General features: G+C 58.2%; 25 protein-coding genes and 1 pseudogene. 14 read left to right on the top strand and 12 right to left on the bottom strand.

Annotated features, from left to right (window positions below; all coding sequences use genetic code 11):
- The 12 genes and pseudogenes from CKK19_RS20480 to nepI form a co-directional block, all read left to right on the top strand.
- Positions 1–410, top strand: a pseudogene (locus CKK19_RS20480) (hypothetical protein); the annotation flags it as partial.
- Positions 411–608: 198 nt separating this feature from the next.
- Entirely contained in the window at positions 609–1,088 is a 480-nt protein-coding gene (locus tag CKK19_RS20475; protein WP_032626682.1) for an Hcp family type VI secretion system effector, read from the top strand.
- A gap of 107 nt (positions 1,089–1,195) precedes the next feature.
- On the top strand, positions 1,196–1,294 hold the full coding sequence (gene ivbL, locus CKK19_RS20470; protein ID WP_057979964.1) for an ilvB operon leader peptide IvbL: 99 nt from the start codon (positions 1,196–1,198) through the stop codon (positions 1,292–1,294).
- A 106-nt stretch (positions 1,295–1,400) separates the two neighbouring features.
- Entirely contained in the window at positions 1,401–3,089 is a 1,689-nt protein-coding gene (gene ilvB, locus CKK19_RS20465; protein WP_063854014.1) for an acetolactate synthase large subunit, read from the top strand.
- A 3-nt stretch (positions 3,090–3,092) separates the two neighbouring features.
- Positions 3,093–3,380: an acetolactate synthase small subunit gene (gene ilvN / locus CKK19_RS20460; protein WP_015570113.1), complete on the top strand. Its 288-nt coding sequence runs from the start codon at positions 3,093–3,095 to the stop codon at positions 3,378–3,380.
- Positions 3,381–3,505: 125 nt separating this feature from the next.
- The gene (gene uhpA / locus CKK19_RS20455) at positions 3,506–4,099 is read left to right on the top strand and encodes a transcriptional regulator UhpA (RefSeq protein WP_022646555.1); all 594 of its coding nucleotides are present in this window, start codon (positions 3,506–3,508) and stop codon (positions 4,097–4,099) included.
- On the top strand, positions 4,096–5,601 hold the full coding sequence (gene uhpB / locus CKK19_RS20450) for a signal transduction histidine-protein kinase/phosphatase UhpB (protein WP_063854015.1): 1,506 nt from the start codon (positions 4,096–4,098) through the stop codon (positions 5,599–5,601). The genes uhpA and uhpB overlap by 4 nt, the downstream gene beginning before the upstream one ends.
- Entirely contained in the window at positions 5,594–6,904 is a 1,311-nt protein-coding gene (locus CKK19_RS20445; protein WP_022646557.1) for an MFS transporter, read from the top strand. Before uhpB ends, CKK19_RS20445 begins: the two co-directional genes overlap by 8 nt.
- A 132-nt stretch (positions 6,905–7,036) precedes the next feature.
- On the top strand, positions 7,037–8,428 hold the full coding sequence (uhpT, locus tag CKK19_RS20440) for a hexose-6-phosphate:phosphate antiporter (RefSeq protein ID WP_063854016.1): 1,392 nt from the start codon (positions 7,037–7,039) through the stop codon (positions 8,426–8,428).
- Positions 8,429–8,589: 161 nt separating this feature from the next.
- Positions 8,590–9,594 (top strand): alpha/beta fold hydrolase, encoded by a 1,005-nt coding sequence (locus CKK19_RS20435; protein WP_063854017.1) that lies wholly within the window; start codon positions 8,590–8,592, stop codon positions 9,592–9,594.
- Positions 9,595–9,745: 151 nt separating this feature from the next.
- A complete protein-coding gene (locus tag CKK19_RS20430) occupies positions 9,746–10,198 on the top strand; it encodes a DUF1198 domain-containing protein (protein WP_014830062.1) in 453 nt (150 codons plus the stop codon).
- Positions 10,199–10,298: 100 nt separating this feature from the next.
- Positions 10,299–11,489 carry a purine ribonucleoside efflux pump NepI gene (gene nepI, locus CKK19_RS20425; protein WP_063854018.1) on the top strand — a complete coding sequence of 397 codons (1,191 nt, stop codon included), beginning with the start codon at positions 10,299–10,301 and terminating at the stop codon, positions 11,487–11,489.
- 111 nt (positions 11,490–11,600) lie between these two features.
- Here the strand turns inward: nepI and CKK19_RS20420 are convergent, their stop codons facing one another.
- From CKK19_RS20420 to CKK19_RS20395, 6 genes are all read right to left on the bottom strand, one after another.
- Positions 11,601–12,506: an EamA family transporter gene (locus CKK19_RS20420; protein ID WP_023305152.1), complete on the bottom strand. Its 906-nt coding sequence runs from the start codon at positions 12,504–12,506 to the stop codon at positions 11,601–11,603.
- Positions 12,507–12,653: 147 nt separating this feature from the next.
- Positions 12,654–14,033, bottom strand: a complete 1,380-nt coding sequence (locus CKK19_RS20415; protein WP_063854019.1) for a carbohydrate porin — start codon at positions 14,031–14,033, stop codon at positions 12,654–12,656.
- A 138-nt stretch (positions 14,034–14,171) separates the two neighbouring features.
- The gene (locus CKK19_RS20410) at positions 14,172–14,474 is read right to left on the bottom strand and encodes a PTS lactose/cellobiose transporter subunit IIA (protein ID WP_014168006.1); all 303 of its coding nucleotides are present in this window, start codon (positions 14,472–14,474) and stop codon (positions 14,172–14,174) included.
- A 5-nt stretch (positions 14,475–14,479) separates the two neighbouring features.
- Positions 14,480–15,856, bottom strand: a complete 1,377-nt coding sequence (locus CKK19_RS20405) for a glycoside hydrolase family 1 protein (protein ID WP_022646564.1) — start codon at positions 15,854–15,856, stop codon at positions 14,480–14,482.
- Between the two features lie 17 nt (positions 15,857–15,873).
- On the bottom strand, positions 15,874–17,199 hold the full coding sequence (locus CKK19_RS20400) for a PTS sugar transporter subunit IIC (protein WP_063854020.1): 1,326 nt from the start codon (positions 17,197–17,199) through the stop codon (positions 15,874–15,876).
- 11 nt (positions 17,200–17,210) lie between these two features.
- The gene (locus CKK19_RS20395; protein ID WP_003861034.1) at positions 17,211–17,525 is read right to left on the bottom strand and encodes a PTS sugar transporter subunit IIB; all 315 of its coding nucleotides are present in this window, start codon (positions 17,523–17,525) and stop codon (positions 17,211–17,213) included.
- A 293-nt stretch (positions 17,526–17,818) separates the two neighbouring features.
- Between CKK19_RS20395 and CKK19_RS20390 the strand changes: the two genes are divergently transcribed.
- Entirely contained in the window at positions 17,819–18,769 is a 951-nt protein-coding gene (locus tag CKK19_RS20390) for a LacI family DNA-binding transcriptional regulator (protein ID WP_022646566.1), read from the top strand.
- Positions 18,770–18,819: 50 nt separating this feature from the next.
- Here CKK19_RS20390 and CKK19_RS20385 read toward each other — a convergent pair whose 3' ends face one another.
- The 5 genes from CKK19_RS20385 to CKK19_RS20365 all read right to left on the bottom strand — a co-directional run bounded on the left by CKK19_RS20385 (position 18,820) and on the right by CKK19_RS20365 (position 25,549).
- Complete coding sequence (locus CKK19_RS20385) at positions 18,820–19,116, bottom strand: YicS family protein (protein ID WP_003861030.1); 297 nt, start codon at positions 19,114–19,116, stop codon at positions 18,820–18,822.
- Between the two features lie 120 nt (positions 19,117–19,236).
- The gene (locus tag CKK19_RS20380) at positions 19,237–20,601 is read right to left on the bottom strand and encodes an efflux transporter outer membrane subunit (protein ID WP_063854021.1); all 1,365 of its coding nucleotides are present in this window, start codon (positions 20,599–20,601) and stop codon (positions 19,237–19,239) included.
- The gene (locus tag CKK19_RS20375; protein WP_032626664.1) at positions 20,601–23,711 is read right to left on the bottom strand and encodes an efflux RND transporter permease subunit; all 3,111 of its coding nucleotides are present in this window, start codon (positions 23,709–23,711) and stop codon (positions 20,601–20,603) included. The genes CKK19_RS20380 and CKK19_RS20375 overlap by 1 nt, the downstream gene beginning before the upstream one ends.
- Positions 23,711–24,832 carry an efflux RND transporter periplasmic adaptor subunit gene (locus CKK19_RS20370; protein ID WP_038414997.1) on the bottom strand — a complete coding sequence of 374 codons (1,122 nt, stop codon included), beginning with the start codon at positions 24,830–24,832 and terminating at the stop codon, positions 23,711–23,713. Before CKK19_RS20370 ends, CKK19_RS20375 begins: the two co-directional genes overlap by 1 nt.
- Before the next feature lie 147 nt (positions 24,833–24,979).
- Positions 24,980–25,549 (bottom strand): TetR/AcrR family transcriptional regulator, encoded by a 570-nt coding sequence (locus tag CKK19_RS20365; RefSeq protein WP_038414998.1) that lies wholly within the window; start codon positions 25,547–25,549, stop codon positions 24,980–24,982.
- Positions 25,550–25,734: 185 nt separating this feature from the next.
- Between CKK19_RS20365 and CKK19_RS20360 the strand changes: the two genes are divergently transcribed.
- Positions 25,735–26,154, top strand: coding sequence for a GNAT family N-acetyltransferase (locus tag CKK19_RS20360; protein WP_063854022.1), 420 nt, complete (start codon positions 25,735–25,737; stop codon positions 26,152–26,154).
- Here CKK19_RS20360 and CKK19_RS20355 read toward each other — a convergent pair.
- The gene (locus tag CKK19_RS20355; RefSeq protein ID WP_032622106.1) at positions 26,151–26,798 is read right to left on the bottom strand and encodes a TetR/AcrR family transcriptional regulator; all 648 of its coding nucleotides are present in this window, start codon (positions 26,796–26,798) and stop codon (positions 26,151–26,153) included. The two genes, CKK19_RS20360 and CKK19_RS20355, sit on opposite strands and share 4 nt — an antisense overlap.
- Between the last annotated feature and the right edge of the window lie 8 nt (positions 26,799–26,806).

Raw genomic sequence — 26,806 nt, 5'->3', positions numbered from 1 at the left:
AATCGTGGGGGCAGGTCAGCGTTCGTAAGATAGATTCAAAAGTAACAGGGCTTGTTAATAACATACCGACCAGCAAGGCCGCGCGTTTAGCAATAGCATGGGGTCTGGCCAAATCCCTTTCCGAATCAGGCCTGCTATCTGAAATCGTCGTCGAACGGCTTGCACGCCGCGTACCTAACGTTGTCATGGCACTTCAATTGATTGGAACGGAACAGAAGTGCGCTCTTGCTGCTCGTCGCCTGAAAACATTGGACCCTAAGTATTACGCCACCCTCTATGCCGCACAACTGGAGATGCTTTACTACTTTTTTGAGCCTTTCCTGTCTGAACTCATTAAGAAGGTGCAGTTGGGATTCTATAAGGATTTCGATGCAATTTATAAAGACTTAAAGGGCAAGGAGCATGTTTAAGAGTCTGTTATCAATTCTATTTACGGATATTTTATTTCCTGTTTATATTTTTGCGTGCGCCTCCTTGTTCCTGTGGTTGGTGCCTGACCACTGGGTATTACTAACATTCATTTCTATCATTGTATTTATTATTGTTCATCCGATAATTTTCGGCCACCTTGATAAGTACGATTAAATCATATAAAAAGGATTTTTTTTATGTCAAACCCAGCTTATTTGTTTTTAACAGATGAAAATGGTTCTCCCATGGTTGGCCCTTGCCTTGTGTCAGGGCGTGAAGGTGCAATTGAACTTAAATCGTTCACTCATAATGTCAACATTCCAGTCGACGGAAATACCGGGAAATTAACGGGCACGCGCATACACATGCCCGTCATGTTTCAGAAGGAATTTGATCGTGTAACCCCGATTTTATTTCGGGCGCTGAGTACGGGAAGAATGCTCAAGTCAGCCACTATTAAGATGTATCAAATTAATGAGGCGGGTTTAGAACAGGAATATTTTAATATCCTTCTGGAGAATGTGAAAATAACCTCAATCACACCAGACCTGTATCCCGGCGCAAACACCGGAACACACCTTGAAACGGTTCTTATACGCTACGAGAAAATCACCTGGAAGCATTGTGACGGCAATGTCATCTATAGTGATGCCTGGAATGAGCGAGCAACGTACTGAAACGTGATCCCTGACGCATTTTTGCGCAGTTGAAAATATTTCCATTGTCACATCCGAAAACCTGTGTTTGTATAAATTCTATCAATGATTCCAAACACAGGTCCCCAATGACTTCATCCATCTTCACTTCGACCCTACTAAAAACTGCGCAACCTGCCGCAGTGGTCGTCGTGCGTGTGGTGGTGGTCGTCGGCAATGCGCCGTAGGGACTGGATCAACACACGAATCCAAAACCCCGCCGGCGCAAACCGGGCGGGGTTTTTCGTTTAAGAGCCTCCCCGGAAAGTCGGCCCAGAAGAAAAGGACTGGAGCATGGCAAGTTCGGGCACAACATCCACAAAAACGCGTTTTACAGGCGCGCAGCTGATTGTTCATTTACTGGAACGACAGGGCATCACCACCGTTGCAGGCATCCCGGGTGGGACCGTGCTGCCGCTGTATGATGCGTTAAGCCAAAGCACACAGATCCGCCACGTGCTGGCGCGCCACGAGCAGGGCGCAGGCTTTATCGCTCAGGGCATGGCGCGTACCCAGGGTAAACCAGCGGTCTGTATGGCCTGCAGCGGGCCGGGCGCCACTAACCTGGTGACCGCCATCGCCGATGCGCGCCTCGACTCCATTCCGCTGATCTGCATTACCGGCCAGGTGCCGTCCTCGATGATCGGTACCGATGCGTTCCAGGAAGTGGATACCTACGGTATCTCTATCCCCATCACCAAACATAACTATTTAGTTCGCGATATCAGCGAGCTGCCTCAGGTGATCAGCGATGCGTTTCGCATTGCCCAGTCTGGCCGCCCGGGTCCGGTGTGGATAGACATTCCTAAGGATGTCCAGACCGCAGAAATTGAGATCGACGTGCTGCCGGAGCCGGGCGAGCGTGCCCCGGCGCCGGAATTCAGCGCTGAGAGCGTGCGCGACGCCGCCGCCATGATTAACGCTGCGAAACGCCCGGTGCTCTATCTGGGCGGCGGGGCGATCAACGCCGCGGATGAAATTCGTCAGTTCGCTGAAAAAGCTAATTTACCTACCACCATGACCCTGATGGCGCTCGGCATGCTGCCAAAAGCGCACCCATTGTCTTTAGGGATGCTGGGCATGCACGGCGCGCGCAGCACCAACTACATCCTGCAAGAGGCGGATTTGCTGATTGTTATGGGGGCGCGTTTTGATGACCGGGCGATTGGCAAAACCGAGGAGTTCTGCCCGAACGCCAAAATCATTCATGTGGATATCGACCGCGCCGAGCTGGGTAAAATCAAGCAGCCGCACGTGGCGATTCAGGGCGACGTGGCCGAGGTGCTGGCACAGCTGATCCCACAGACGGAGGCAACCGACCGCGCCGACTGGCGCCAGCTGGTAGCCGATCTGCAACGCGAGTTCCCGGGCGCTATCCCAACCGAGGGCGACCCGCTGAGCCACTATGGCCTTATCAACGCCGTTGCCGCCTGCGTGGATGACAGCGCGATTATCACCACCGACGTCGGCCAGCATCAGATGTGGACCGCCCAGGCGTATCCGCTTAACCGCCCGCGCCAGTGGCTGACCTCCGGCGGCCTTGGCACCATGGGCTTCGGCCTGCCAGCAGCGGTTGGCGCGGCGCTCGCCAACCCGGACCGTAAGGTGATCTGCTTCTCCGGTGACGGCAGCCTGATGATGAACATTCAGGAGATGGCGACGGCAGCCGAAAACCAGTTAGACGTCAAAATCATTCTGATGAACAACGAGGCGCTGGGCCTGGTACACCAGCAGCAGAGCCTGTTCTATAAGCAGGGCGTGTTTGCGGCGACCTATCCGGGGATGATCAACTTCATGCAGATTGCCGCTGGTTTTGGCCTGCACACCTGCGATCTGAACGCCGAAGAAGATGCCCACGCGGCGTTGCAGGATGCGATTTCTCGCCCTGGCCCGGCGCTGATCCACGTGCGTATCGACGCGCAACAAAAAGTGTATCCGATGGTGCCGCCGGGTGCGGCCAATACTGAGATGGTGGGGGAATAAGCCATGCAGAAACAATGTGATAATGTCATTCTGGAACTCACCGTCCGCAACCACCCTGGCGTCATGACCCACGTCTGCGGGCTGTTTGCCCGACGGGCGTTTAACGTGGAAGGCATTCTGTGCCTGCCGATTCAGGGCAGCGAGCACAGCCGCATTTGGCTACTGGTGAACGACGATCAGCGTCTGGAGCAGATGATGGCGCAGATCGACAAGCTGGAAGATGTCACCAAAGTGGCACGCAACCAGTCCGATCCCACCATGTTTAACAAAATTGCGGTGTTTTTCGAGTAAATCACTTAAGGTAAAAGGCTTTTGCCGGATGGCGCTGCGCTTATCCAGCCTGCAAGGACGTTACACGTAGGCCGGATAAGGCGTTTACGCCGCCATCCGGCGTGTTCACGCATCAGGATCAAACCATGACCACCATCGCCCTTATCGACGACCACCTTATCGTCCGCTCCGGCTTTGCCCAGCTTTTAAACCTCGAACCGGATTTTCAGGTCGTGGCCGAGTTTGGCTCCGGTCGCGAGGCGCTGGCGGGCCTGCCGGGACGCGGGGTGCAGGTCTGTATCTGCGACATCTCAATGCCGGATCTCTCCGGGCTGGAGCTGTTAAGCCAGCTGCCGAAAGGGATGGCGACCATTATGCTCTCCGTCCACGACAGCCCGGCGCTGGTCGAGCAGGCGCTCAACGCGGGCGCGCGCGGCTTCCTCTCTAAACGCTGTAGCCCCGACGAGCTGATTGCCGCCGTGCGCACCGTATCCACCGGCGGCTGCTACCTGACGCCCGATATCGCCATCAAGCTGGCGGCGGGACGGCAGGATCCGCTCACCAGGCGCGAGCGTCAGGTGGCAGAGAAACTTGCCCAGGGCATGTCGGTAAAAGAGATTGCCGCGGAGCTGGATCTGTCCCCGAAAACCGTGCATGTTCATCGCGCCAACCTGATGGAAAAACTCAACGTCAGTAACGATGTCGAGCTGGCGCGCCGTATGTTTGACAGCTGGCAATGAGTCCCGTTTTTTCACGGCTGATCGCCGTCGTCGCCAGCTTTTTTATCTTCTCCGCCGCATGGTTCTGCCTGTGGAGCATCAGCCTGCATCTGGTGGAACGCCCGGAGCTGGCGGTGCTGCTGTTCCCCTTTGGCCTGCGTCTGGGACTGATGCTTCAGTGCCCGCGCGGATACTGGCCCGTTTTGCTCGGTGCAGAGTGGCTGATGCTGATCTGGCTGGCGCAGGAAGTGGCGCTGGCGCATCTGCCTTTATTGATGACCGGAAGCCTGCTTACGCTTCTCCCGGTCGCCCTGATTTCCCGCTACCGTCACCAGCGCGACTGGCGCACGCTGCTGCGTCAGGGGGCGGCGCTGATTGCCGCCGCGCTGCTGCAGTCGCTTCCGTGGGTCGGCGAGAAGGAGATGCTCAACGCCCTGCTGCTGACCCTCACCGGCGGCCTGACGCTGGCACCGACCTGCCTCGTTTTCTGGCACTACCTCACCAGCACCGTCTGGCAGCCGCTCGGCCCGGCGCTGGTCTCCCAGCCGGTGAACTGGCGCGCCCGGCACCTGATCTGGTATCTGCTGCTGTTTGTGGTGAGCCTGTGGTTGCAGCTTGGTCTGCCCGCTGAATTATCACGCTTCACGCCGTTTTGTCTGGCGCTGCCGATCATCGCCCTCGCCTGGCACTACGGCTGGCAGGGGGCGCTGATCGCGACCCTAATGAACGCCATCGCGCTGATCGCCAGCCAGACCTGGCACGATCATCCGGTAGATCTGCTGCTCTCGCTGCTGGCCCAGAGCCTGACCGGGCTGCTGCTGGGGGCGGGCATCCAGCGCCTGCGCGAGCTGAACCAGTCTCTGCAAGCCGAGCTGGCGCGCAATCGCCGTCTGGCGGAGCGTCTGCTGGAGACGGAAGAGAGCGTGCGCCAGGAGGTTGCCCGCGAGCTGCACGATGACATCGGCCAGACCATCACTGCCATCCGCACCCAGGCGGGCATTGTCCAGCGCCTGGCGGCAGAAAACGCGGGTGTGAAGCAGGGCGGGGCGCATATCGAACAGCTTTCGCTGGGTGTCTATGACTCCGTTCGCCGCCTGTTAGGGCGGCTGCGCCCGCGCCAGCTTGACGATCTGTCCCTGGAGCAGGCGGTGCGTTCCCTGATGCGCGAGATGGAGCTGGAAAGCCGCGGGATAGTCAGCCATCTCGACTGGCGCATCAATGAAGCTACCCTGAGCGAAGGTCAGCGTGTGACGCTGTTCCGCGTCTGTCAGGAGGGGCTGAACAACATCGTCAAACACGCCAGTGCCAGCGCGGTCACGATCCAGGGCTGGCAGCAGGACGAGCGCCTGATGCTGGTGATTGAAGACGACGGCTGCGGCCTGCCGCCGGGATCCGGCCAACAGGGCTTTGGCCTGGCGGGCATGCGCGAGCGCGTGAAGGCGATCGGCGGCACGCTGACAATCTCCTGCACCCACGGGACGCGCGTCAGCGTCAGTTTGCCGTTAAGGACGCACCATGTTTAAAACCCCCGCCAGCGCCGCCCCGCTAGGCAACAAAGCGGAAATCGACGCCCGCTATCGCTACTGGCGACGTCATATCCTGGTCACTATCTGGCTCGGCTACGCGCTGTTCTACTTCACCCGCAAAAGCTTCAACGCCGCCGCGCCGGAGATCCTCGCCAGCGGCGTGATGGCGCGCACCGATATCGGCCTGCTGGCGACGCTGTTTTACATCACCTACGGTCTGTCGAAGTTCTTCTCCGGCATCGTCAGCGACCGCTCCAATGCGCGCTATTTCATGGGCGTTGGGCTGATCGCCACCGGCGTGGTGAACATCCTGTTTGGCTTCTCGACGTCGCTGTGGGCCTTCGCCCTGCTGTGGGCGCTGAACGCCTTTTTCCAGGGCTGGGGCGCGCCGGTCTGCGCCCGCCTGCTCACCGCCTGGTACTCACGCAACGAGCGCGGCGGCTGGTGGGCGATATGGAATACCGCGCATAACGTTGGCGGAGCGCTGATCCCGATGGTGGTGGGGGCTGCCGCGCTGCACTACGGCTGGCGTGCGGGGATGATGATTGCCGGTAGCCTCGCGATTGTCGCCGGGCTGTTCCTCTGCTGGCGCCTGCGCGACAGGCCGCAAACCGTCGGCCTTCCACCGGTGGGCGACTGGCGGCACGACGAGATGGAGATCGCCCAGCAGCAGGAGGGGGCCGGGCTGTCCCGCCAGCAGATCCTCACCAAATACGTGCTGAAAAACCCCTACATCTGGCTGCTGTCGCTCTGCTACGTGCTGGTCTACGTGGTGCGCGCGGCCATCAACGACTGGGGCAACCTGTACATGTCCGAGACGCTCGGTGTGGATCTGGTGACCGCCAACTCGGCGGTGACCATGTTTGAACTGGGCGGGTTTATCGGCGCGCTGGTGGCGGGCTGGGGCTCGGACAAGCTCTTCAACGGCAACCGCGGGCCGATGAACCTGATTTTCGCCGCCGGAATTTTGCTCTCCGTCGGCTCGCTGTGGCTGATGCCGTTCGCCAGCTACGTGATGCAGGCGGCGTGCTTCTTCACCATCGGTTTTTTCGTCTTTGGCCCGCAGATGCTGATCGGCATGGCGGCGGCAGAGTGCTCCCACAAAGAGGCGGCAGGCGCGGCGACGGGCTTTGTCGGGCTGTTTGCCTACCTCGGCGCATCGCTCTCCGGCTGGCCGCTGGCGCGGGTGATCGACATCTGGCACTGGAGCGGGTTCTTCGCGGTGATCGCCATCGCGGCGGGCATCTCCGCCCTGCTGTTGCTGCCGTTTTTGCACGCGCAGGCACCGCGCGAAGCGTGACGCGCCTCACCTTTTGCTGTCGAGTCGCGCAAAACTAAGAAATTTTCCCGGTTTCACCTGGACGCTGTCTCAGGCATCTCTCCTGGCTGGTTTTTACAATGCTGCAAAAATCAGCTCAGGAGTAACTCAGTCATGCTGGCCTTCTTAAATCAGGTGCGCAAGCCGACCCTGGATCTGCCGCTCGACGTGCGGCGCAAAATGTGGTTCAAACCGTTCATGCAGTCCTATCTGGTGGTCTTCATCGGCTACCTGACTATGTACCTGATCCGCAAAAACTTTAACATCGCGCAGAACGACATGATCTCGACCTACGGGCTGAGCATGACGCAGTTGGGGATGATTGGCCTGGGCTTCTCCATCACCTATGGCGTGGGGAAAACTGTCGTTTCCTACTATGCGGACGGCAAAAACACCAAGCAGTTCCTGCCGTTTATGCTGATCCTCTCTGCCATCTGTATGCTCGGCTTCAGCGCCAGCATGGGCGCGGGCTCCGTCAGCCTGTTCCTGATGATCGTCTTTTACGCCCTGAGCGGTTTCTTCCAGAGCACCGGCGGGTCGTGCAGCTACTCCACCATCACCAAATGGACGCCGCGCCGCAAGCGGGGGTCGTACCTCGGCATGTGGAACATCTCCCACAACCTCGGCGGAGCGGGTGCGGCAGGCGTGGCGCTGTTCGGCGCGAACTACCTGTTCGACGGCCACGTCATCGGCATGTTTATCTTCCCGTCGATTATTGCCCTGATTGTTGGCTTTATCGGCCTGCGCTACGGCAGCGATTCCCCGGAGTCGTACGGCCTCGGCAAAGCCGAAGAGCTGTTCGGGGAAGAGATCAGCGAAGAGGACAAAGAGACCGAAGAAAACGAGATGTCCAAATGGCAGATCTTTGTTGAGTACGTGCTGAAAAACAAAGTGATTTGGCTGCTCTGTTTCTCGAACATCTTCCTGTACGTGGTGCGCATTGGTATCGACCAGTGGTCCACAGTGTATGCCTTCCAGGAGCTGAAGCTTTCTAAAGAAGTGGCGATTCAGGGCTTCACCCTGTTTGAAGTGGGCGCGCTGGTCGGCACGCTGCTGTGGGGATGGCTCTCCGACCTCGCCAATGGCCGCCGCGCGCTGGTGGCCTGCGTCGCGCTGGCGCTGATTATCGCCACCCTTGGCGTCTACCAGCACGCCAGCAACCAGTACATTTACCTGGCGTCCCTGTTCGCGCTCGGCTTCCTGGTGTTTGGTCCGCAATTACTGATCGGTGTGGCGGCAGTGGGCTTCGTCCCGAAAAAAGCGATCGGCGCCGCCGATGGGATTAAGGGCACCTTCGCCTACCTGATCGGCGACAGCTTCGCCAAGCTGGGCCTGGGGATGATCGCCGACGGCACGCCGATTTTCGGCCTTACCGGCTGGGCGGGCACCTTCGCCGCGCTGGATGCCGCCGCGATTGGCTGTATCGTCCTGATGGCGATGGTTGCGGTGCTGGAAGAGCGTAAGATCCGCCGTGAGAATCGTGCGCAGAAATTAAAAGTAGCCTGAGTGTGCAGGTAACTTCTTTGCCCGGTGTGTGATGCCGGGCTTTTTTATTTTGCACGGCCTACCTTTACTCCGCTTTACACACTCGCTCCTCTCTATGCTCTACAGTGTTTTTGCTGCCGCCTTTCGTGCAGCCTTAGCCCTTTTGCTAACGGAGAGCTTGCATGTTAACCCGACGATTGTCCTGCCTTGCGCTGCTGATGGCGCTGGCGTCCCCCGCAATGGCCGCGGATGCCCCCACCTACGGCGAGAAGCTGGAAGGTTTTGACTACGGCTGGCCGGTAAAACACTTTACCTTTACCTCGCAGAACCAGTCTCTGGATATGGCTTACCTGGACGTGAAACCGGAAAAACCCAACGGCCGCACCGTGGTGCTGATGCACGGCAAAAACTTCTGTGCTGGCACCTGGGACGGCACTATCCGCGCGCTGTCGGCCGGTGGCTATCGCGTGATCGCCCCTGACCAGATTGGTTTTTGTAAATCCACCAAGCCGGAGCATTACCAGTACACCTTCCAGCAGCTGGCGGATAACACCCACGCGCTGCTGAAAACGCTGGGCGTCGAGCGCGTGACGGTTATAGGACATTCGACCGGCGGCATGCTGGCAACCCGCTATGCGTTGATGTGGCCGCAGCAGGTGGAGCAGCTGGTGATGGTAAACCCGATTGGTCTGGAAGACTGGAAAGCGCGCGGCGTGCCGCATATTACGGTCGACCAGTGGTACCAGCGCGAGCTGAAAGTTAGCGCCGACGGTATTCGTCAGTACGAGAAAAACACCTACTACGCCGGGGACTGGAAGCCGGAGTACGAGCGCTGGGTCACCATGCTCGCCGGGCTGAACAACGGGCCGGGTAAAGCGCGCGTGGCGTGGAACTCGGCGCTGCTCTACGACATGATTTATACCCAGCCGGTTGTCTATGAATTTAGCGAGCTGAAGATGCCGGTATTATTGATGATCGGCACGAAGGACAATACCGCCATCGGGAAAGATCTCGCCCCACCGGAGATCCGCAAGACGCTCGGCAATTACGCGGTGCTGGGCAAAGAGACGGCGAAGCGCATTCCGCACGCGACGCTGGTCGAGTTTAACGACATGGGCCACGCGCCGCAGATGCAGGATCCTGAACGTTTCCACGACGCGCTGCTGAAAGGGCTTCAGGCGCGCTGACGGGTCTCCAGCAACAGCCCGCGCAGCCACGCCTGCGCGGGATTGCTTTCATCGCAATTATCCAGCTTTTTTCGGTTCACTATTCTGGCCGTTCCCGCTGTTGACGCGCTGCGTTTCCCGCTATGATGGGCGGCTAGTCTAAGGAGAACGCATGGTCTGGATAATGCTGGCAACGCTTGCCGTGGTATTTGTGGTTGGATTTCGTGTCCTGACCTCAGACTCCCGCCGCGCCATCAAACGTTTAAGCGAGCGGCTGGGCATCACCCCGATGCCAGTCGAGTCGATGATCGATCAGTTCGGTAAAACGCCGGGCAATGAGTTTATCCGCTACCTTGAGCGCCCCGACGAGGCACATCTGCAAAATGCGGCGCAGGTGCTGCTCATCTGGCAGGTCTGCATTGTCGACGGCAGTGAAGAGAATCTGCATACCTGGCACCGTATGCTGCGTAAAGCCCGCCTTGCCGCCCCCATTACCGATGCGCAAATTCGACTGGCACTTGGCTTTATGCGCGAAATGGAGCCCGATCCGCAGGAGCTGAACGCCTTCCAGCTGCGCTATAACCAGCTATTTCTGCCGGAAGAAGGTGTGTTTTATCTGCACTGATCCCCTCTAAAGCCACAAAAGTTGTCAAATCGTTAAATTCGTCACACTTTTGATGATAAACTGCGCGACTTTTCCGCACGTTTTTATCTCAGGTGATGCCATGACAGAACATATCCAGCCCACGACTACGCCGCAGGCCAAAGAGGTGTCTCGCCCCAACTGGTCGGCGGTTTTCTCCGTGGCATTTTGCGTCGCCTGCCTGATCACCGTTGAGTTTCTGCCGGTCAGCCTGCTGACGCCGATGGCGCAGGATCTGGGCATTTCCGAAGGCGTGGCGGGGCAGTCCGTTACCGTCACCGCCTTTGTGGCGATGTTCGCCAGCCTGTTTATCACCCAGGCGATTGGCACCATTGACCGTCGTAAAGTGGTCATCCTGTTCAGCGTGCTGCTGACGCTCTCCTGCCTGCTGGTCTCTTTCGCTGAAAGCTTCACCCTGCTGCTGCTGGGTCGCGCCTGCCTGGGGCTGGGGTTAGGCGGCTTCTGGGCGATGTCGGCCTCGCTGACCATGCGCCTGGTGCCCGCGCGCACCGTGCCAAAAGCGCTGTCCGTTATCTTCGGCGCGGTCTCTATTGCGCTGGTGATTGCCGCGCCGCTGGGCAGCTTCCTTGGTGGGATTATCGGCTGGCGTAACGTCTTTAACGCGGCGGCAGTAATGGGCGTGCTGTGCATTATCTGGGTGTGGAAAGCGCTACCGTCTCTGCCGGGTGAAGCGGCGCACCACAAACAGAACATGTTCGCGCTGCTCAAGCGTCCGGGCGTGCTGGCGGGGATGACCGCCATCTTCATGGCCTTTGCCGGGCAGTTTGCCTTCTTTACCTATATTCGCCCGGTGTATATGACCATGGCGGGCTTTGACGTGGATGGCCTGACGCTGGTGCTGCTGAGCTTCGGTATCGCCAGCTTCGTCGGCACCTCACTGTCGTCTCAGTTCCTGAAGCGCTCCCTGAAGGTGGCGCTGGCGGGTGCGCCGCTGGTGCTGGCGATCAGTGCCGCGGTGCTGGTGCTGTGGGGCAGCGACAAGTGGGTCGCATCGGCGATTGCGATTGTCTGGGGCTTTGCCTTTGCGCTGGTGCCGGTGGGCTGGTCGACGTGGATCACCCGCTCGCTTGCCGATCAGGCGGAAAAAGCCGGGTCGATTCAGGTGGCGGTGATCCAGCTGGCGAACACCTGCGGCGCGGCGGTGGGCGGCGTAGCGCTCGACCATCTGGGGCTGACGTCACCGCTGGTGATCTCCGGTACGCTGATGCTGCTGACCGCGCTGCTGGTGGCGGGGAAGGTTAAGGCGAAGTAGTCAATTCTCCCCTCACCCTAACCCTCTCCCCATAGGGGAGAGGGGACTGCTCGGTGCTGTCTTTTCACCCTCGCCCCTTTGGGGAGAGGGCCGGGGTGAGGGGACATTCGCTTAAGCCGATGCCTTAACCCTTCTGCGTGAATCCATCGAAATCAGCACCACCGACGACACAATCAGCAGCGTTCCCAGCCAGTCCGGCAGGGTGAATGCCACCCCCAGCAAAACCACCGACAGCAGCGCGCTGCTCAGGGGTTCGGCGCAGCTCAAAATGCTTGCCTTCGGCCCGCCGATCATCTGCGCGCCCTTCAGATACAGGCTGAACGTCAGCGCGGTGCCAATCACCACCAGGTAGAAAAACGCCAGCAGCAGGCCGCCGTCAATGGCGAAGGTGGTGCCGCGTCCGGCGTAGAACGGCGTCAGCATTAGTCCCGCAATCAACATACTCCAGCCGACAATCGGCAGCGTGCCGTAGCGGGCGATAAGCGTTGATGGATAGGTGGTGTAAAACGCCGCGGCAAACGCCGAGGCGATACCGAAGAACAGTGCGGCAGGCGAGATGGAGAGCGACGTCGGATCGCCGTGGGTCACCAGCAGGAAGGTACCCACAAGCGATGTCAAAATCGCGGATAAGACAAATATGCCGGGACGCGTTTTCCGCGCCAGGGCGAACCACGCCACGATGATGGTTGGCGACAGGAACTGAAGCACGGTGGCCGTAGCGGCGTTGGATTTTTCAATCGTCAGCAGGAAGGTGAGCTGCACGGTGAGCGCGCCAACCAGCGAGAAAAACAGCAGGCTGAGGGCGTCCTTGCGGTTTTTGATGACCGAGAAAATCTTGTCGCCGTGAACGAAGGAGAGCGTCAGCAGGATCACGCCGGTAAACAGCAGACGAACCATGGTCAGGTAAGGCGAAGAAATGTGGCTTTTCTCCATGATGTACTGCGCGCAAACTCCGGAACTGCCCCATAAAACGGCGGCGATCAGGACGTTGAGCATCCCTTTGCGTGTGGAACCCATGTTCTCCCCTGTTATGTTGTCGTTAATTGGCCAACAGCATAGCATGGTTGTGTGCGGCATGATGCCCTCACCCCGGCCCTCTCCCACGGGGAGAGGGGGAAAACCGTAGGCCGGGTAAGCGTAGCGCCACCCGGCATGTCGTTGACCTTAGAACCACGCCTCCCACATCGCGCCGACGTTGAAGTCATCGAGCGTTTCGTCTTTGGTGTTGTTCACGCGCGCGGTGCGTTCGTTGTCCACTTTGCCGCCGGTCACGTAGAAGCGCAGCATCGGACGGAACTCCGGCCCCATGGCGATAGACATGTTCTGCGACAGGGTCAGCTTCCAGCCCTTGTTGTCGCCGCCGTTGTCGTAATCTACGTGCTGCCAGCCCGCTTCCAGCCAGGTGGAGTGAACGTCGTTCCACCAGTGCATCGGGCGCACGATGGCGTTGTAGTTCTTACGGTTGTCGGTGTCATCACGGCTGTTGTCATAGTCGTGGAAGGCGAGGATGTACTCCACCTGCGTGGCCTGGGTGAATTTATACAGCCCTTCGAAGCTGGCGTAGACCGTGGTCAGATCTTCGGTTTTGTTGAACACGCTGTTGTCCGAATTATCGGAGTAGCGGGCGATCACCTTGTTCACACCGCTGTCGTTGGTGTGGCTCAGCACCACGCCGCCCTGCCAGGCGTTCAGACGCTCGTCGCTCTCAACGGCTTTGGAGTCAAAACCGTAGTTGGCGTACAGCTCCAGGTCGATCGGGCCGAGCTTCATGCCGTGGATTTTTGAGGTGGCAGCGTAGTTGCCCTTGTCACCCGTGCCGGAGCCGCCGGTACACGTGATGCGCGACGGGTTGGCTTCATCTTCCATCACTTCCGGGCTACAGGATTCCACCGCCGCCACGGCAGCCACGTCGAACTGCACGCCGCCGATGTCGAAGTTCTTCACCCCGGCGCCCTGGCCATCGTGGTTCATCCAGAAGTAATCGTTGATGCCCTGCTGCGGACGCTGGTGGAAGTCACGACCGGCCCAAAAGTAGGCGTTCGGGTTGGAGGCCATAATGTTGGTCACCCCGGCGTAAGCTTTTTTGAGGTTAACTTCGTCGCCCCAGTGGTCGATCATCACGTTGATGTCCCAGATGGCGCCGTTATCACCCTTGAAGGCCTTGGATAGCTGGAATTCCCCGCCGTTGCCTTCGTTACCCAGACGACCAATCGCGGACGCGCCGTTGTAGGAGCCGTCCACCGCCACATACTTCTGGTCAGCGGCCTGGAAGTGCGCGCCGTAGCGGGCGTAGCCGGTAAATTTGATGCCAAACGGAATCGCCATGTCCGGGGATTGCGCTGCGCTCTGCGGCTCGGTGATGACGTCCGCTTTTTTCGCGACCGCCGTATCCATTTTCGCCTGACGCTCGGCCAGGGCTTTATCCACCGCTTTCGCCACAATGGCGTCAATTTGCTCCTGCGTAAATTCTTGCGCGAGCACGGAAATTGGACAAAGCGCGGCGATAACCGCCATGGTTAATGGAAGTTTTTTAATCGTATTCATGGTTATCTCAATATAGTTTAATTTTATTCAGACAATAACCATCCCGCTCCGATCTGACAGAATATGTCGCTATCATCAGAACAAGTGGATTTCTAGTTTTAGGTACAGAGGTATTACATTAAATTATTTCGCCATAGACTATCTCTGATATAAATGAATAATCTCTTCAGATAATTCACGCGCTAATAGCGAATTCATTAAATGATCCTGCGCGTGCACCATAATTAACGTCATCGGCTGGCGGGCTTCGCCCGCGTCCTGCTCGATCAGTTTGGTCTGCATCTTGTGTGCCTGGCGCGCGTAGCCATCGGCTTCACGCAGCAGGCTTTTGGCTTCGTCAAGGTTGCCCTGGCGCGCCGCATGCAGCGCTTCGAAGCACAGGCTGCGGGACTGACCGGCGTTGACGATAATTTCCATTACGGCTTCTTCTAATGCGATCATCATTTTTACTCTTTATCAAAGCAATTATTTAAGGCGGTAGCGGCAAACCACTCTCCGCTTTTTTTAATGGTGCGCTGCTGCGTCTCCAAATCGAGCTGAATAAAACCGTAGCGGTTTTTGTAGGCATTGCACCACGACCAGTTATCAATAAACGTCCACATATGGTAGCCCAGACAATTGCAGCCTTCGCTAATACCTTTATGCAGCCACGCTAAATGCTCAGAAATAAATTCGATGCGGTACCGATCGTTTATCTGGCCGTTTTCAATAAAGCGCTGCTCGTTTTCGACACCCATCCCGTTTTCAGAAATAAAACAGCGGGGGTTACCGTAATTGTCGCGCAGGTTAACCAGAATATCGTAAATACCCGGCTCGTAGATTTCCCAGCCGCGGTACGGGTTCATCTTACGGCCCGGCATCTCGTAGCTATCAAAGAACCACTCCGGCATAAACGGCGCCTGCGGGTTCACCGCGCTGTCGCGACACTTCACGCGGCGCGGTTGATAGTAGTTAACGCCGAGCAGGTCGATTTTCCCTTCCGCAATCAGGAAACCGTCTTCCGGCTTGCAGGCGGGTAGCTGATCGTAAGATTTCAGCAATGCCACCAGGTCGGCCGGATACTCCCCGCGCAGCACCGGGTCGAGGAAGCTGCGGTTAAACATCAGATCCGCGATATGCGCCGCCTTCACGTCCGCCGGGTTCTGCGAACGCGGGTATGACGGCGTCAGGTTCAGCACGATGCCGATCTCCCCCGCGTAATGCCCGGCGCGGTAAGCCTGAACGGCCTTCGCATGGGCCAGCACCGTGTGATATGCCACGGTGGCCGCCCGACGAAAATCCACCACGTTCGGGTAATGGAAATCGTACAGATAACCGCCTTCCACCGGCACGATCGGCTCGTTGAAGGTAAACCAGTGCAGCACGCGGTCGCCAAACAGCTCGAAGCAGATCTGCGCATAGCGGGCGTAGGCGTCCACTACGTCACGGTTTTCCCAGCCGCCGATCTCCTGCATCGCCATTGGCATGTCGAAATGGAACAGGGTGATAAACGGCGTGATACCCTGTTCATTCAGCTCATCAATGACCTGATTATAAAAATCGACCGCGTCCGGGTTCACTTCACCGATACCGTCGGGGATCAGGCGCGCCCAGCTAATCGAGGTGCGAAAGCTGTTGTGGTTCAGCTGCTTCAACAGCTGAATGTCCGTTTTCCAGTGCTGATAAAACGTGGAGGTATGCTGCGGTCCCACGCCGTTGTGAAAACGGTTCGGCTCGCGGGAAAACCAGTAGTCCCACGTGGTTTCACCCTCTCGTGTCCCTTCCGTCTGGAGAGCGGAGCTTGCGCTGCCCCACCAGAAGTTATCGGGAAATGCGTATTTCATGACCCTTCCTCTTTGACTTAATTGCTAACTGTTTCAGCGGTGCCGACGGTTGCCTGGGCTTTCTGCTCTTCATTTTTGATGAGCGTACGCTCATAGGCGCGCAGGAATGGCAGGTACATCAGCGCCGACATCACCATGCAGACCAGGCACATCACCACCGGGCTCAGCGCCCAGTTCGCCGCCCACGAGGCGCCAATCGGCGCGGGCGTGGTCCACGGGGTTAACGAAACCACCTGGGCCAGCCAGCCGAGTTTGGTTGCGCCGTACGCCAGGCAGGCATTGACCAGCGGAACAAACACGAACGGGATAAACAGCATCGGGTTCATGATGATCGGCGCGCCGAACAGAATCGGTTCGTTGATGTTAAAGAAGCTTGGCACAATGCCCATTTTGCCGATGGTGCGCAGGTGAGTGGCGCGGCTGCGCAGTAGCAGGAACGCCAGCGGCAGGGTCGAGCCTACGCCGCCAATCAGCAGGTAGTGATCCCAGAAACCTTGCAGATAAACGTGCGGCAGCGCCGCGCCCGCCGCCAGCGCCGCCTGGTTTGCAGAGAGGTTCGCCATCCAGAACGGGTTCATGATGCCGGTGACAATCAGCGACCCGTGGATACCGGCAAACCAGAAGATCTGGCACAGCAGAACGGAGAGCAGAATCGCGGGCAGCGAGTCAGACGCGGACACCAGCGGCTCCAGCAGGTGCATAATCGCCTGCGGGATGATCATCCCGGTCTGCGCTTCAATGAACAGGTTCAGCGGATGCAGGGTACCAATCACCACCATCACCGGGATCAGGATCTCAAACGAACGCGCCACGCCGGTCGGCACCTCTTTCGGCAGGCGGATGGTGACGTTGTTCTGCTTTAGCCACGCGTATACACGGGTGGAGTAGATCGCGGTGATAAGCGCAGTGAAGATGCCCTGACCCGACAGATACTGCGTCGAAATTTTGCCGTCGGCATACGGCGCGGCGACCAGCAGGAAGGCCATAAAGGCCAGCAGACCGGACATCACCGGATCGAGGTTAAACTGACGTCCCAGGCTCGCCCCAATCCCCACCGAGATGAAGAAGGTCATCACGCCCATGCTGAGGTTAAAGGGCAGCATCAGCTGTTCGCGGTAGGTCTCGGAGAAATCCAGCCAGCCGCGGGCGAAGCTGTTGGTGGTATCCGCCGAAAACGGCGGGAAGATAAACACCAGCATAAACGAGCCGATGATCATAAACGGCAGCGCGGCGGTAAAGCCGTCGCGGATGGCAATCACATACTTTTGCTGACCGAGCTTCGCGGCCAGCGGCGTAATTGACTGTTCAATCACCGCGACCATGGATTGATATAACGAACTCATGTGAACACCTTTTAGTGTGCCGCTTCGATGAGCGACAGAGCATAGTCCAGTACTTTATCGCCACGCTGCATGCCGTAATCCATCATGTCGATGGGCTGCACCGGTATGCCTTGCGTCGCTGCCTTGTCTGAGAGCGTCTTTAACATGTATTTCACTTGCGGTCCGAGAAGCACCACCTGATAGTGCGGAAACTGCGTATCAAATTCGGATACGCCATACGCATCTATCTTCACGGGCAAGCCCCGTTCTTTTGCAACATCGATCATTTTGCTGACCAGCAGGCTGGTGGACATCCCGGCAGAGCAGCACAGCATAATCTTGAACATCGACGACCATCCTCAAAATGTAAAAAGTTATTGCGATGATGATTGGACATGATACGGAAACCGGTTTCCATTCATAAAAGACAGAAGTGTGACAACCATCAATATCCACTACTTATGACGCTAATTAACCGGATGTGGGTCACATAATTTGGCTGTTTTGACATCAAATTGAGTGGAAACGGAAAATCGGTTTCCATGGAAAACGGAAACGGATATACTCCGTTCTGGCTATAATGTGAGCCGTAGCGGTGATGGAAATTACAGACGCCAGTTGCGTCTGACAGGGGAGAGAGATGTCTACAATCAACGATGTATCGCGTCTGGCCGGGGTGTCCAAAGCCACGGTATCACGGGTGTTGAGCGGGTCGCGTGGCGTTAAAGAAGCCAGCCGACAGGCTGTTCTGAGAGCGGTGGATGAGCTGAACTATCGTCCCAACGTGATCGCCCAGTCGCTGCTCAGCCAGTCGACGGGCTGCATTGGGGTGATTTGCGCGCAGGAGAACATTAACCAGACCACCGGTTACCTGTACGCGCTGGAAAAACACCTCAGCCAGCATCAAAAACATCTGCTGCTGCGTTTCGCACACACGAAAACAGAAGTGATGAACGCCCTTGAAGAACTCTCCTGCGGCTTATGTGATGACATTCTGGTGATTGGCGCGCGTTTCCCGCTAGACGTGGACATGGACAACGTCATTCTGGTCGACTGTATGGAAGCCGATAACGCCAACAGCATTCAGTTCGATCACGCGTTCGCGGCTGAAACGGCCTGCAACTATCTCACCAGCCAGGGGCGTCGCCAGATAGCACTGATCCACCCGCACGGCAGCGGCTTTGCCGATCAGGTGCTGCTGGGTTACAAACATGCGCTGGAGAAAAACTTCCTGCCCTTTAATCGCAACCTCGTGTTTATGGACGCGACTTCATCGTCCGTTGCGCTTCAGGAATTACTCAACAACGCGTCCACGCTGAATTTCAACGCGCTGCTGGTGGCAGACGAGCAGGAAGCCCAGCGGGTGATCCCGCAGTTACAGGCGTTTAATAAATCGGTACCGGAAGACATCATGGTCTTCAGCCTCGGCGGTTCGCTGCATCTCCCGGGTATTCCGGTGATCCCGGCCATTGAGTATTCCATGGACGCCATGGCGGCGCGCATCGTGAGCTGGCTGACGGCGAAAACGCAGATGCTCGGGTCCTACGTTCTGCGTGGGGATTTGATTATTCCGGATGTGCGGAAGCGTTAAACATGTGATGTAGGCCGGGTAAGGCGCAGCCGCCACCCGGCGCTCAACCCTCAGTAATCTTCCATACAATCCACCTGACTTACTGCATCCCAGTAGGCGTCCAGGTTGTCACGCTTCACGGCGGTGATGGCATTTTTGATCAGCAGCTGATTGGCCTCAGACGACAAAATCATCGCCTGCCAGGCCTTATCGCTCTGCTTTTTCTGCGGGGTACAGGTTTTCTTCACATCTTTCAGGACCTGCTGTTTTATCTGGGCCTCTTTCTCCGGAGCGCTCTTCTCCTGCGCGTGAACAAACGCAGCGAAAATCAGGCAAACGAGCAGGCAAACCAGGTGTGCAGATTTCATTGAGACCTCCGGTAAAGTCACAGGCTTTCCCTGAAATGTATCGTTACATTCAGGCAGGCGATTCCAGCCGAAAGTATGAATTTACTTTTCACCTGGTATGAGAATCGCCCTCTCAGGCCGTTACTGAACCCCTCCACCCAGCGATTGCCACAGCGTGATGCGGTTTTCCAGGTCGGTTTGCTGCAAGGCAATCAGTGATTCCTGTGCCGACCACAGCGATCGCTGCGCGGTGAGCACCGTCAGATAATCGCCCGCGCCAGCCTTGTAACTGCGCGTCGCCACATCCAGCGTTTTTTGCTCCGCCGCCACGTATTCACGCTGGGCATCAAGCTGTTCGCTCAACGTTTCGCGCCGCGCCAGCGCGTCGGCCACGTCCTTAAACGCGCTCTGGATGGTCTTCTCATAGGTGGCGATTAGCCCCTTCTTCTCCGCTTCCGCATAGCGCAACTGCGCCATATTGTTGCCCCCGCTAAACAGCGGCAGGGTGATGGACGGCGCGAACGACCAGACCTTCATCCCGTGGCTGAACAGGGATGACAGCGAATCGCTGCCGACGCCCGCGCTGGTGGTCAGTGAAATGGTCGGGAAGAAGTTGGCGCGTGCCGCGCCGATGTTGGCATTAGCGCTCAGCAGGTTATGTTCCGCCTCCTGAATGTCCGGGCGACGCAGCAGCGCGCTGGAGCTGACGCCCGCCGGGATCAGCGTGATGGCGTTATCGCTCAGGCTCTCCAGCGTGCCGGGCAGCAGGTTCTCGGGCACCGTATCGCCCGCCAGCAGGTTAAGGGCGTTTTTGTCCTGCATCACCAGCGTCTGGTAGCTCGCCACGCTGGCGCGCGCCTGCTGGTAAACCGCCATCGCTTCACTGACGTCCGTGGCCGCTGCCACACCTACTTCCTGCTGGCGCTTCACAATCTTGAGCGAGTTCGCGGCGCTCTCCAGGGTGGACTTCGCCAGCGCCAGATTGCTGTTATCCGCCGCCAGCGTCACCCAGGCCGTGGTCAGCTCGCTGACCATCGTCAGGCGCGTGTTCTGCGCGGTGAACTCGCTGGCAAGCCAGGTTTCACGCGCGGCGCGCGACAGGCTCTGGTTGCGGCCAAACAGATCCAGTTCGAAGCTGGAGACCGTGCCGTTGGCTTCGTCGCTCGTCGCGACGCCGCTCGCCAGCGTACGGCTGCGGGTATGACTCAGTTCCGCGTCCACCGTCGGGAACAGGGACGAGCGCGTTTCGCCATACTGGGCACGGGCGGCGTCGATATCCGCAATCGCTTTTTGCACGTCGCGGTTGCTGTTGAGCGCCATCGTCACCACGCTTTTCAGCCGCGCATCATTCATCACCTGCTGCCACTGGCTCACCACGGCGCTGGCTTCGCCGTGCGCGCCGGGTAGGGTGGCCGGAACGGGCGCGTCCGGGCGCTGATACGTGGGATCTAATGACACACAGCCTGCGCTCAGCAGTGCTAACGCTAAAACAGTTACACGAAACATTATGACCTCCGGTTTGCGTGCTTACCGGAGAACAGACGTTTCACCAGTACAAAGAATAAAGGAACAAAGAAGATAGCCAGCAGCGTCGCGGCCAGCGTCCCGCCGATAATGCCGGTGCCGATCGCCACGCGGCTGTTGGCCCCCGCGCCGGTGGCAATCGCCAGCGGCGTCACGCCTGCGATAAACGCCAGCGAGGTCATGATGATCGGACGCAGACGCGTCTGGGCGGCCCGCAGGGCGGCGCGCGTCAGTGAGTAGCCTTCGGCCACTTTGGCTTCGGCAAACTCGACAATCAGAATGGCGTTCTTCGACGACAGACCGATGGTGGTCAGCAGCGCCACCTGGAAATAGACATCGTTGCTCAGGCCGCGCAGGGAGGCGGCAATGGCCGCGCCCAGCACCCCAAGCGGGATCACGAGGATCACCGAAATGGGCACCGACCAGCTCTCATACAGTGCCGCCAGGCACAGGAACACCACGAGGATGGAGAGGGCATAAAGGCTCATCGCCTGACCGCTCGCCAGTTTTTCCTGCAACGACAAACCGCTCCACGCCCAGGTGCTGCCGGACGGCAGGTTATTCGCCAGCTGCTCCATTTTGCTCATCGCCGTACCGGAGCTGGCGCCGCTGGCGTTCTCGCCCTGAATTTCATACGCCGCCGAGCCGTTGTAGCGCACCAGGCTTTCCGGGCCATACTCCCAGCGGGTGGTGGCGAAGGCGGAGAATGGGGTCATAGTGCTGTCGCTGCCGCGCACATACCATTTGTTGAGATCCGACGGTACCGCGCGATAGTCGCTGTCGCCCTGGATGTAGACCTTTTTCACGCGGCCACGGTCAATGAAGTCGTTCACGTAGGTGCCGCCCCAGGCGCTGGACAGGGTGTCGGTGACGTCGCTCAGGGAGAGCCCCAGCGACACGGCTTTGTTGTTATCGATATCCACCTGAAGCTGCGGCATCTGCGGCAGATCGTTGGCGCGCACGGCGTGCAGCGAGCTGTCCTGATTCGCTTCGCCAATCAGCTGGTTACGCAGTTTCAGCAGCGCGTCGCGGTCGGTGCCACCGCTCGCCATCAGCTCAAAGGTAAAGCCGTTGCTCTGGCCCAGACCGTCCACTGCCGGCGGTGTCATCGCAAAGATGGTGGCATCGCGGATGGCGCTCAGCTCCTGCGTGGCGCGCAGGGCAATGGCCTGCGCGGTGTTTTCCTCGCCTTTACGCTCTGACCAGTTTTTCAGGGAGACGAACGCCATCCCGGCGTTCTGGCCGCTGCCGCTGAAGCTGAAACCTTCAACGGTAAAGATCACATCGGTATTGGCTTTCTCTTTGGTGAGGAACCACTCGCGTACCTGGCGGCTTACCTCTGCGGTACGCACCGCGGTTGCGCCGGCAGGGAGGGTGTACTGCACCATGATTTCACCCTGGTCTTCGGTTGGCAGGAAGCTGCCCGGCAGTTTCAGCATGGCGAACCCCATCGCGCCGCAGAGCAGGGCGAAGATCACCAGCATGCCGCCGGAACGGCGCAGGGCGCGCAGAACCTTATTCTGATAGCCGTGCTCGGTCTTACTGTAGAAGCGGTTAAACGCGCCGAAGAAGCCCTTTTTGTGCGGCGCGGTGTGATTCAGGATCGAGCCGCACAGCGCGGGCGTCAGGGTCAGCGCCACCACCACGGAGAGGAACATCGCTGAAATAATGGTGACCGAGAACTGACGGTAAATGACCCCGGTAGAGCCGCCGAAGAAGGCCATCGGCAGGAATACCGCAGAGAGCACCAGCGCAATGGCGATCAGCGCGCCGGAAATTTCGCCCATCGATTTTTCGGTCGCTTCCCGGGCGGGCAGCCCTTCGTCGCGCATAATACGCTCGACGTTTTCCACCACCACGATGGCGTCATCCACCAAAAGTCCTATCGCCAGCACCATGGCAAACAGCGTCAGGGTGTTGATGGAGTAACCGAACAGCGCCAGCACGCCGAAGGTGCCCAGCAGAACAACCGGCACCGCCAGCGCCGGGATCAGCGTTGCGCGGATGTTTTGCAGAAACAGGTACATCACCACCACCACGAGGATAATGGCTTCGAACAGGGTCTGAATCACGTCCTCAACGGAGATCTTGATGAACTCGGTGCTGTCTTTCGGGTAGGCCACGTCGTAGCCTTCCGGCATCGACTTTTTGAACTCGGCGATCTTGTCTTTTACCGCCGTGGCGGTGTTAAGCGCGTTGGCGCCCGGCGAGAGCATCACCGCCATACCCGCCGCCGGGTGGCCGTTCAGCTTCGCGGTGGCGGTGTAATCTTCGCTGCCCATCTCCACGCGCGCGACGTCGCTGATGCGCACCACCGCACCGTTGGACTGGCTCTTGACGATGATTTTTTTGAACTCATCGACCGTTTGCAGACGCGACTGAGCGCGAACGGTGGCGGTCAGCTGTTGGGCGTTCGACGAGGGCAGCGCGCCGATTTTACCGGCGGAGACCTGCACGTTCTGCGCTTCAATCGCGCTCTGCACGTCGGAGGGCATCAGCGAGTACGACGCCAGCTTAGCCGGGTCGAGCCAGATGCGCATCGCGTATTCTGCACCGAACACCTGCAGGCTGCCGACGCCATCCACGCGCGCCAGCGGATCCTGCATATTACTCACCAGCCAGTCGGCAATATCCGAGCTGCTGGCGGTATCGGTTTTGTCATACACGCCCATGATCAGCAGGAAGTTGCTCTGGGATTTTTCGACGGTGATCCCGGACTGCTGCACCTCGGTCGGCAGGCGTGATTCCGCCTGCTGGACTTTGTTCTGCACCTGTACCTGAGCGGTGTCCGGATCGGTTCCCTGTTCAAACGTGACGTTGATGCTCACCGAACCGTCCGAGCTGCTGGTGGAGGTGAAGTAGAGCAGGTTATCCAGCCCGGTGAGCTGCTGCTCGATCACCTGCGTCACGCTGTTCTCCAGCGTTTGTGCGGAGGCGCCGGTGTAGGTGGCGGAGATTTTGATCGACGGCGGGGCAACGTCCGGGTACTGCGCAACGGGCAGCGTGCGGATCGCCAGTATCCCGGCGAGCATGATGAGAATGGCGATAACCCAGGCAAAGACCGGGCGACGCACGAAGAAACGGGAAAACATCAGGCGTTTCCTCCGTTGGTTTTCATCTCTTCAGCTTTCACTTCCTGCCCGGCGGTGACTTTGTCGGTGCCTTCCACAATCAGCTTATCGCCCGCCTTCAGGCCATTCAGCACCAGCCATTTATCGCCGTAGGTGTCGCCCGTTTCCAGCTGACGCTGCTCGACCTTGTTGCTGGCGTTCACCACCAGCGCGGTGGCGGTACCTTTGGCGTCGCGAGTGATGCCCTGCTGCGGCGCGAGGATCGCGTCATTCATGATGCCTTCATCCACTCGGGCGCGGACGAACATGCCCGGCAGAAGCTGATGCTGCGGGTTCGGGAAGACGGCGCGCAGGGTGACTGAGCCGGTAGACTCATCCACCGCCACTTCGGTTAACGCCAGATGGCCTTTTTCGCTGTAGCTGCTGCCGTCTTCGAGGATCAACGACACGTTCAGCGTATCGCTGTTGCTGGCGAGGGTTTGCTTGCGTAATCGCAGCAGATCGGCGCTGGAACGGGTTAAATCGACGTACATACTGTCCAGCCCGCGAATAGTGGCCAGCGCGGTATCCTGCTGGGCGGTCACCAGCGCGCCGGGGGTCACAGAGGAGATGCCGATACGTCCGGCAATCGGCGCGGTGACGGTGGTCCAGTTGAGGTTAATGCGGGCACTTTCCAGCGCGGCTTTCTTTGACTCGACGCTGGCCTTGTCCTGCGCGCAGGTGGACTTCGCGTCTTCCGCATCCTGACGTGATACGCCGTCATCCTTAACCAGCTGCGCATAGCGCCGGGCTTTCTGGCAGTCGGCCTGCACCAGCGCCTGCGCCTGTTTCAGTGCGGCGGCAGCTTCATCATAAGCGGCGCGGTAGCTGGAAGGATCGATCTGATACAGCGCCTGCCCGGCCTTGACCGTATCGCCTTCGGTGAAGAGCCGTTTCTGAATAATGCCGCCCACCTGAGGGCGCACTTCGGCGCTCATCGCGGCGGCGGTGCGGCCGGTCAGCTCGCTGACCACGGACACCGGCTGGCTCATGAGTGTGACAATCCCCACTTCCGGAAGAGGACGCTGGGGAGCAGATGTTTGCGCATTATCGCACCCTGTCAGGAGGAGTAATGCTGCGATGGAGGTTGTTATGGTTTTCATAATCTTTTTCCAGGGTGAACGAAGCCTGCCCTGTTAATCGCTTAACAGGGAGGAGGGCTAATTAAAAGCACAGCGATCCCGCATCTCTGGCAGAGCCAGAAATGAAAAAAGGGAAATTACTTATTTCCGCTAATTATTCACATGCGATTACTTCGCAGAGAAAAGCATATTTAAAATATTCTGGTATATGGGCTCTAATTGTTCTGACGGTACTTTTAAAGGCGTGAGTCGACGGTAAATCGTGCCTTCGATCATCACGGCGGTAATCTCCACGCAGCAGCGAATATGCTCATCGCTCAGGTGGGGGAACTGCTTTTTCAGGTGCTCACAGGCGTTGGCGAACATGCGGGCTTCGGCTTCGATCAGCATGTTTGCCACCAGCGGATTACGTGTGGCCTCTGCGGACATTTCGAGCATTAGCGCGTCATCATCTTCGTTCAGCGTCTGGCGCCAGGCAAGCGCCTGCGGCATCCCTTCAACCAGGGTTTTGCCCTGCATCTCCTCAATACGTGAGTCGATAATGCGCCGGATCATCTCTTCAATGATCGCGTCTTTGTTACTGAAATAGCGATAGATTTGTCCGACGCTGAGCCTGGCTTCGCTGGCGATCTGCGACATGCTGGCAGCGTGAAATCCACTGGCGCGAAAGCAGCGGCGCGCGGCGGTGATGATTTCGTCCTGCCGTAGTTTTTGTCGTGCTTCCAGCTTTGTGCTCATCGTCGGCTACCGTAAAAAGTGAGAATGATCGTTCTCATTATACGTTTTCGGAGCCTATTGGAAAGGTTTTTTTTATTTACATATTGAATGAATATTTCCTTGTTTAAACAATGGAGGAAATAAGGAGTTTTTATGAAGGTTAAGCTGTGAGATATTCAGATTGCGCTGAAAATAAGGAGAGATTTATGCACCTGAGCATTACAGATAAAGTCACGGCTGAAGAAAAAGAAGAATTATTAACGGGGCTAAGAGCCTATAACGCGCAGTATTTAGATCTGGCGACGTTTAGTGGCGATATTGGCGTATATGTGCGAGACGACAACGGCGTCATGCTGGGCGGGTTAATCGGCGTACGTAAAGGCGACTGGCTGAATATCGACTTTCTGTGGGTCAGCGACAGGGTGCGGGGAACGGGCGTCGGCAGCCAGCTGATCAAAACGGCTGAAGAGGAGGCCCGTCGTAAAGGGTGTCGTCACGCGCTGGTGGATACGGTCAGCTTCCAGGCGCGTCCGTTCTATGAAAAACAGGGTTATCAGGTGCAGATGTCCTTACAGAATTACCCTTATCAGGGAATGCAGAGACACTATCTGACCAGGGATCTTTAACCGCCGATCCCGTTGCCGATCACGGCTAACACGTGGCGCACAACGATCTCCGGCGAGAGGGCATTAAGCCTCTCGTCATTGCGCATGCGAGAGAACGGCACCAGCACCAGGCTCAGCAGCGTCGTGAACAGCAGTTCGGGGGCTAGCGCCGGATTCAGCTTTCCTTCCTGCTGCCAGCCTTTGATGGTTGCCAGCGTGGTGTGATATTTCTCATCGCCAAAGCGCTCCTGCAAATGCGTACGCAGTACCGGCATCTCGCCGATCACCTCCTGCATCCACAGCGGGGCAAACCAGCGATACTTTTCCGCCAGTTCGGCCAGCACCCTGACCATTTCCGTCAGGGCATCCACCGGCGAATCCCGGTTGTCGGCGAAAATCGCCCCGATCCGCTCGCGTAACGGCAGGAAGCGCTCCTCAATCATCGCATCCAGTAACTGTTCTCTGGAGTTGAAGTAGTAGTGCAGCATGGCGGGCGTCACGCCGGCTTCGCGGGCAATAGCGTTCAACGACGTATTGGCGATCCCCTGGCGGGAGAAGAGGTTCAGGGCGATGTCCAGCAGCTGTTCGCGGCTGGCGGTAACGCGCTTGCCGCCGCGCGGACGTCCGGGGCGGCGGGGTTCAGAATTGTCTTTTAGTGCTGGCACGGTCACGC

This window comes from Enterobacter sp. CCUG 70166, from assembly GCF_020224095.1.
Lineage (GTDB): Bacteria > Pseudomonadota > Gammaproteobacteria > Enterobacterales > Enterobacteriaceae > Enterobacter > Enterobacter intestinihominis.
This window is presented reverse-complemented; position numbering and strand designations above follow the sequence as displayed.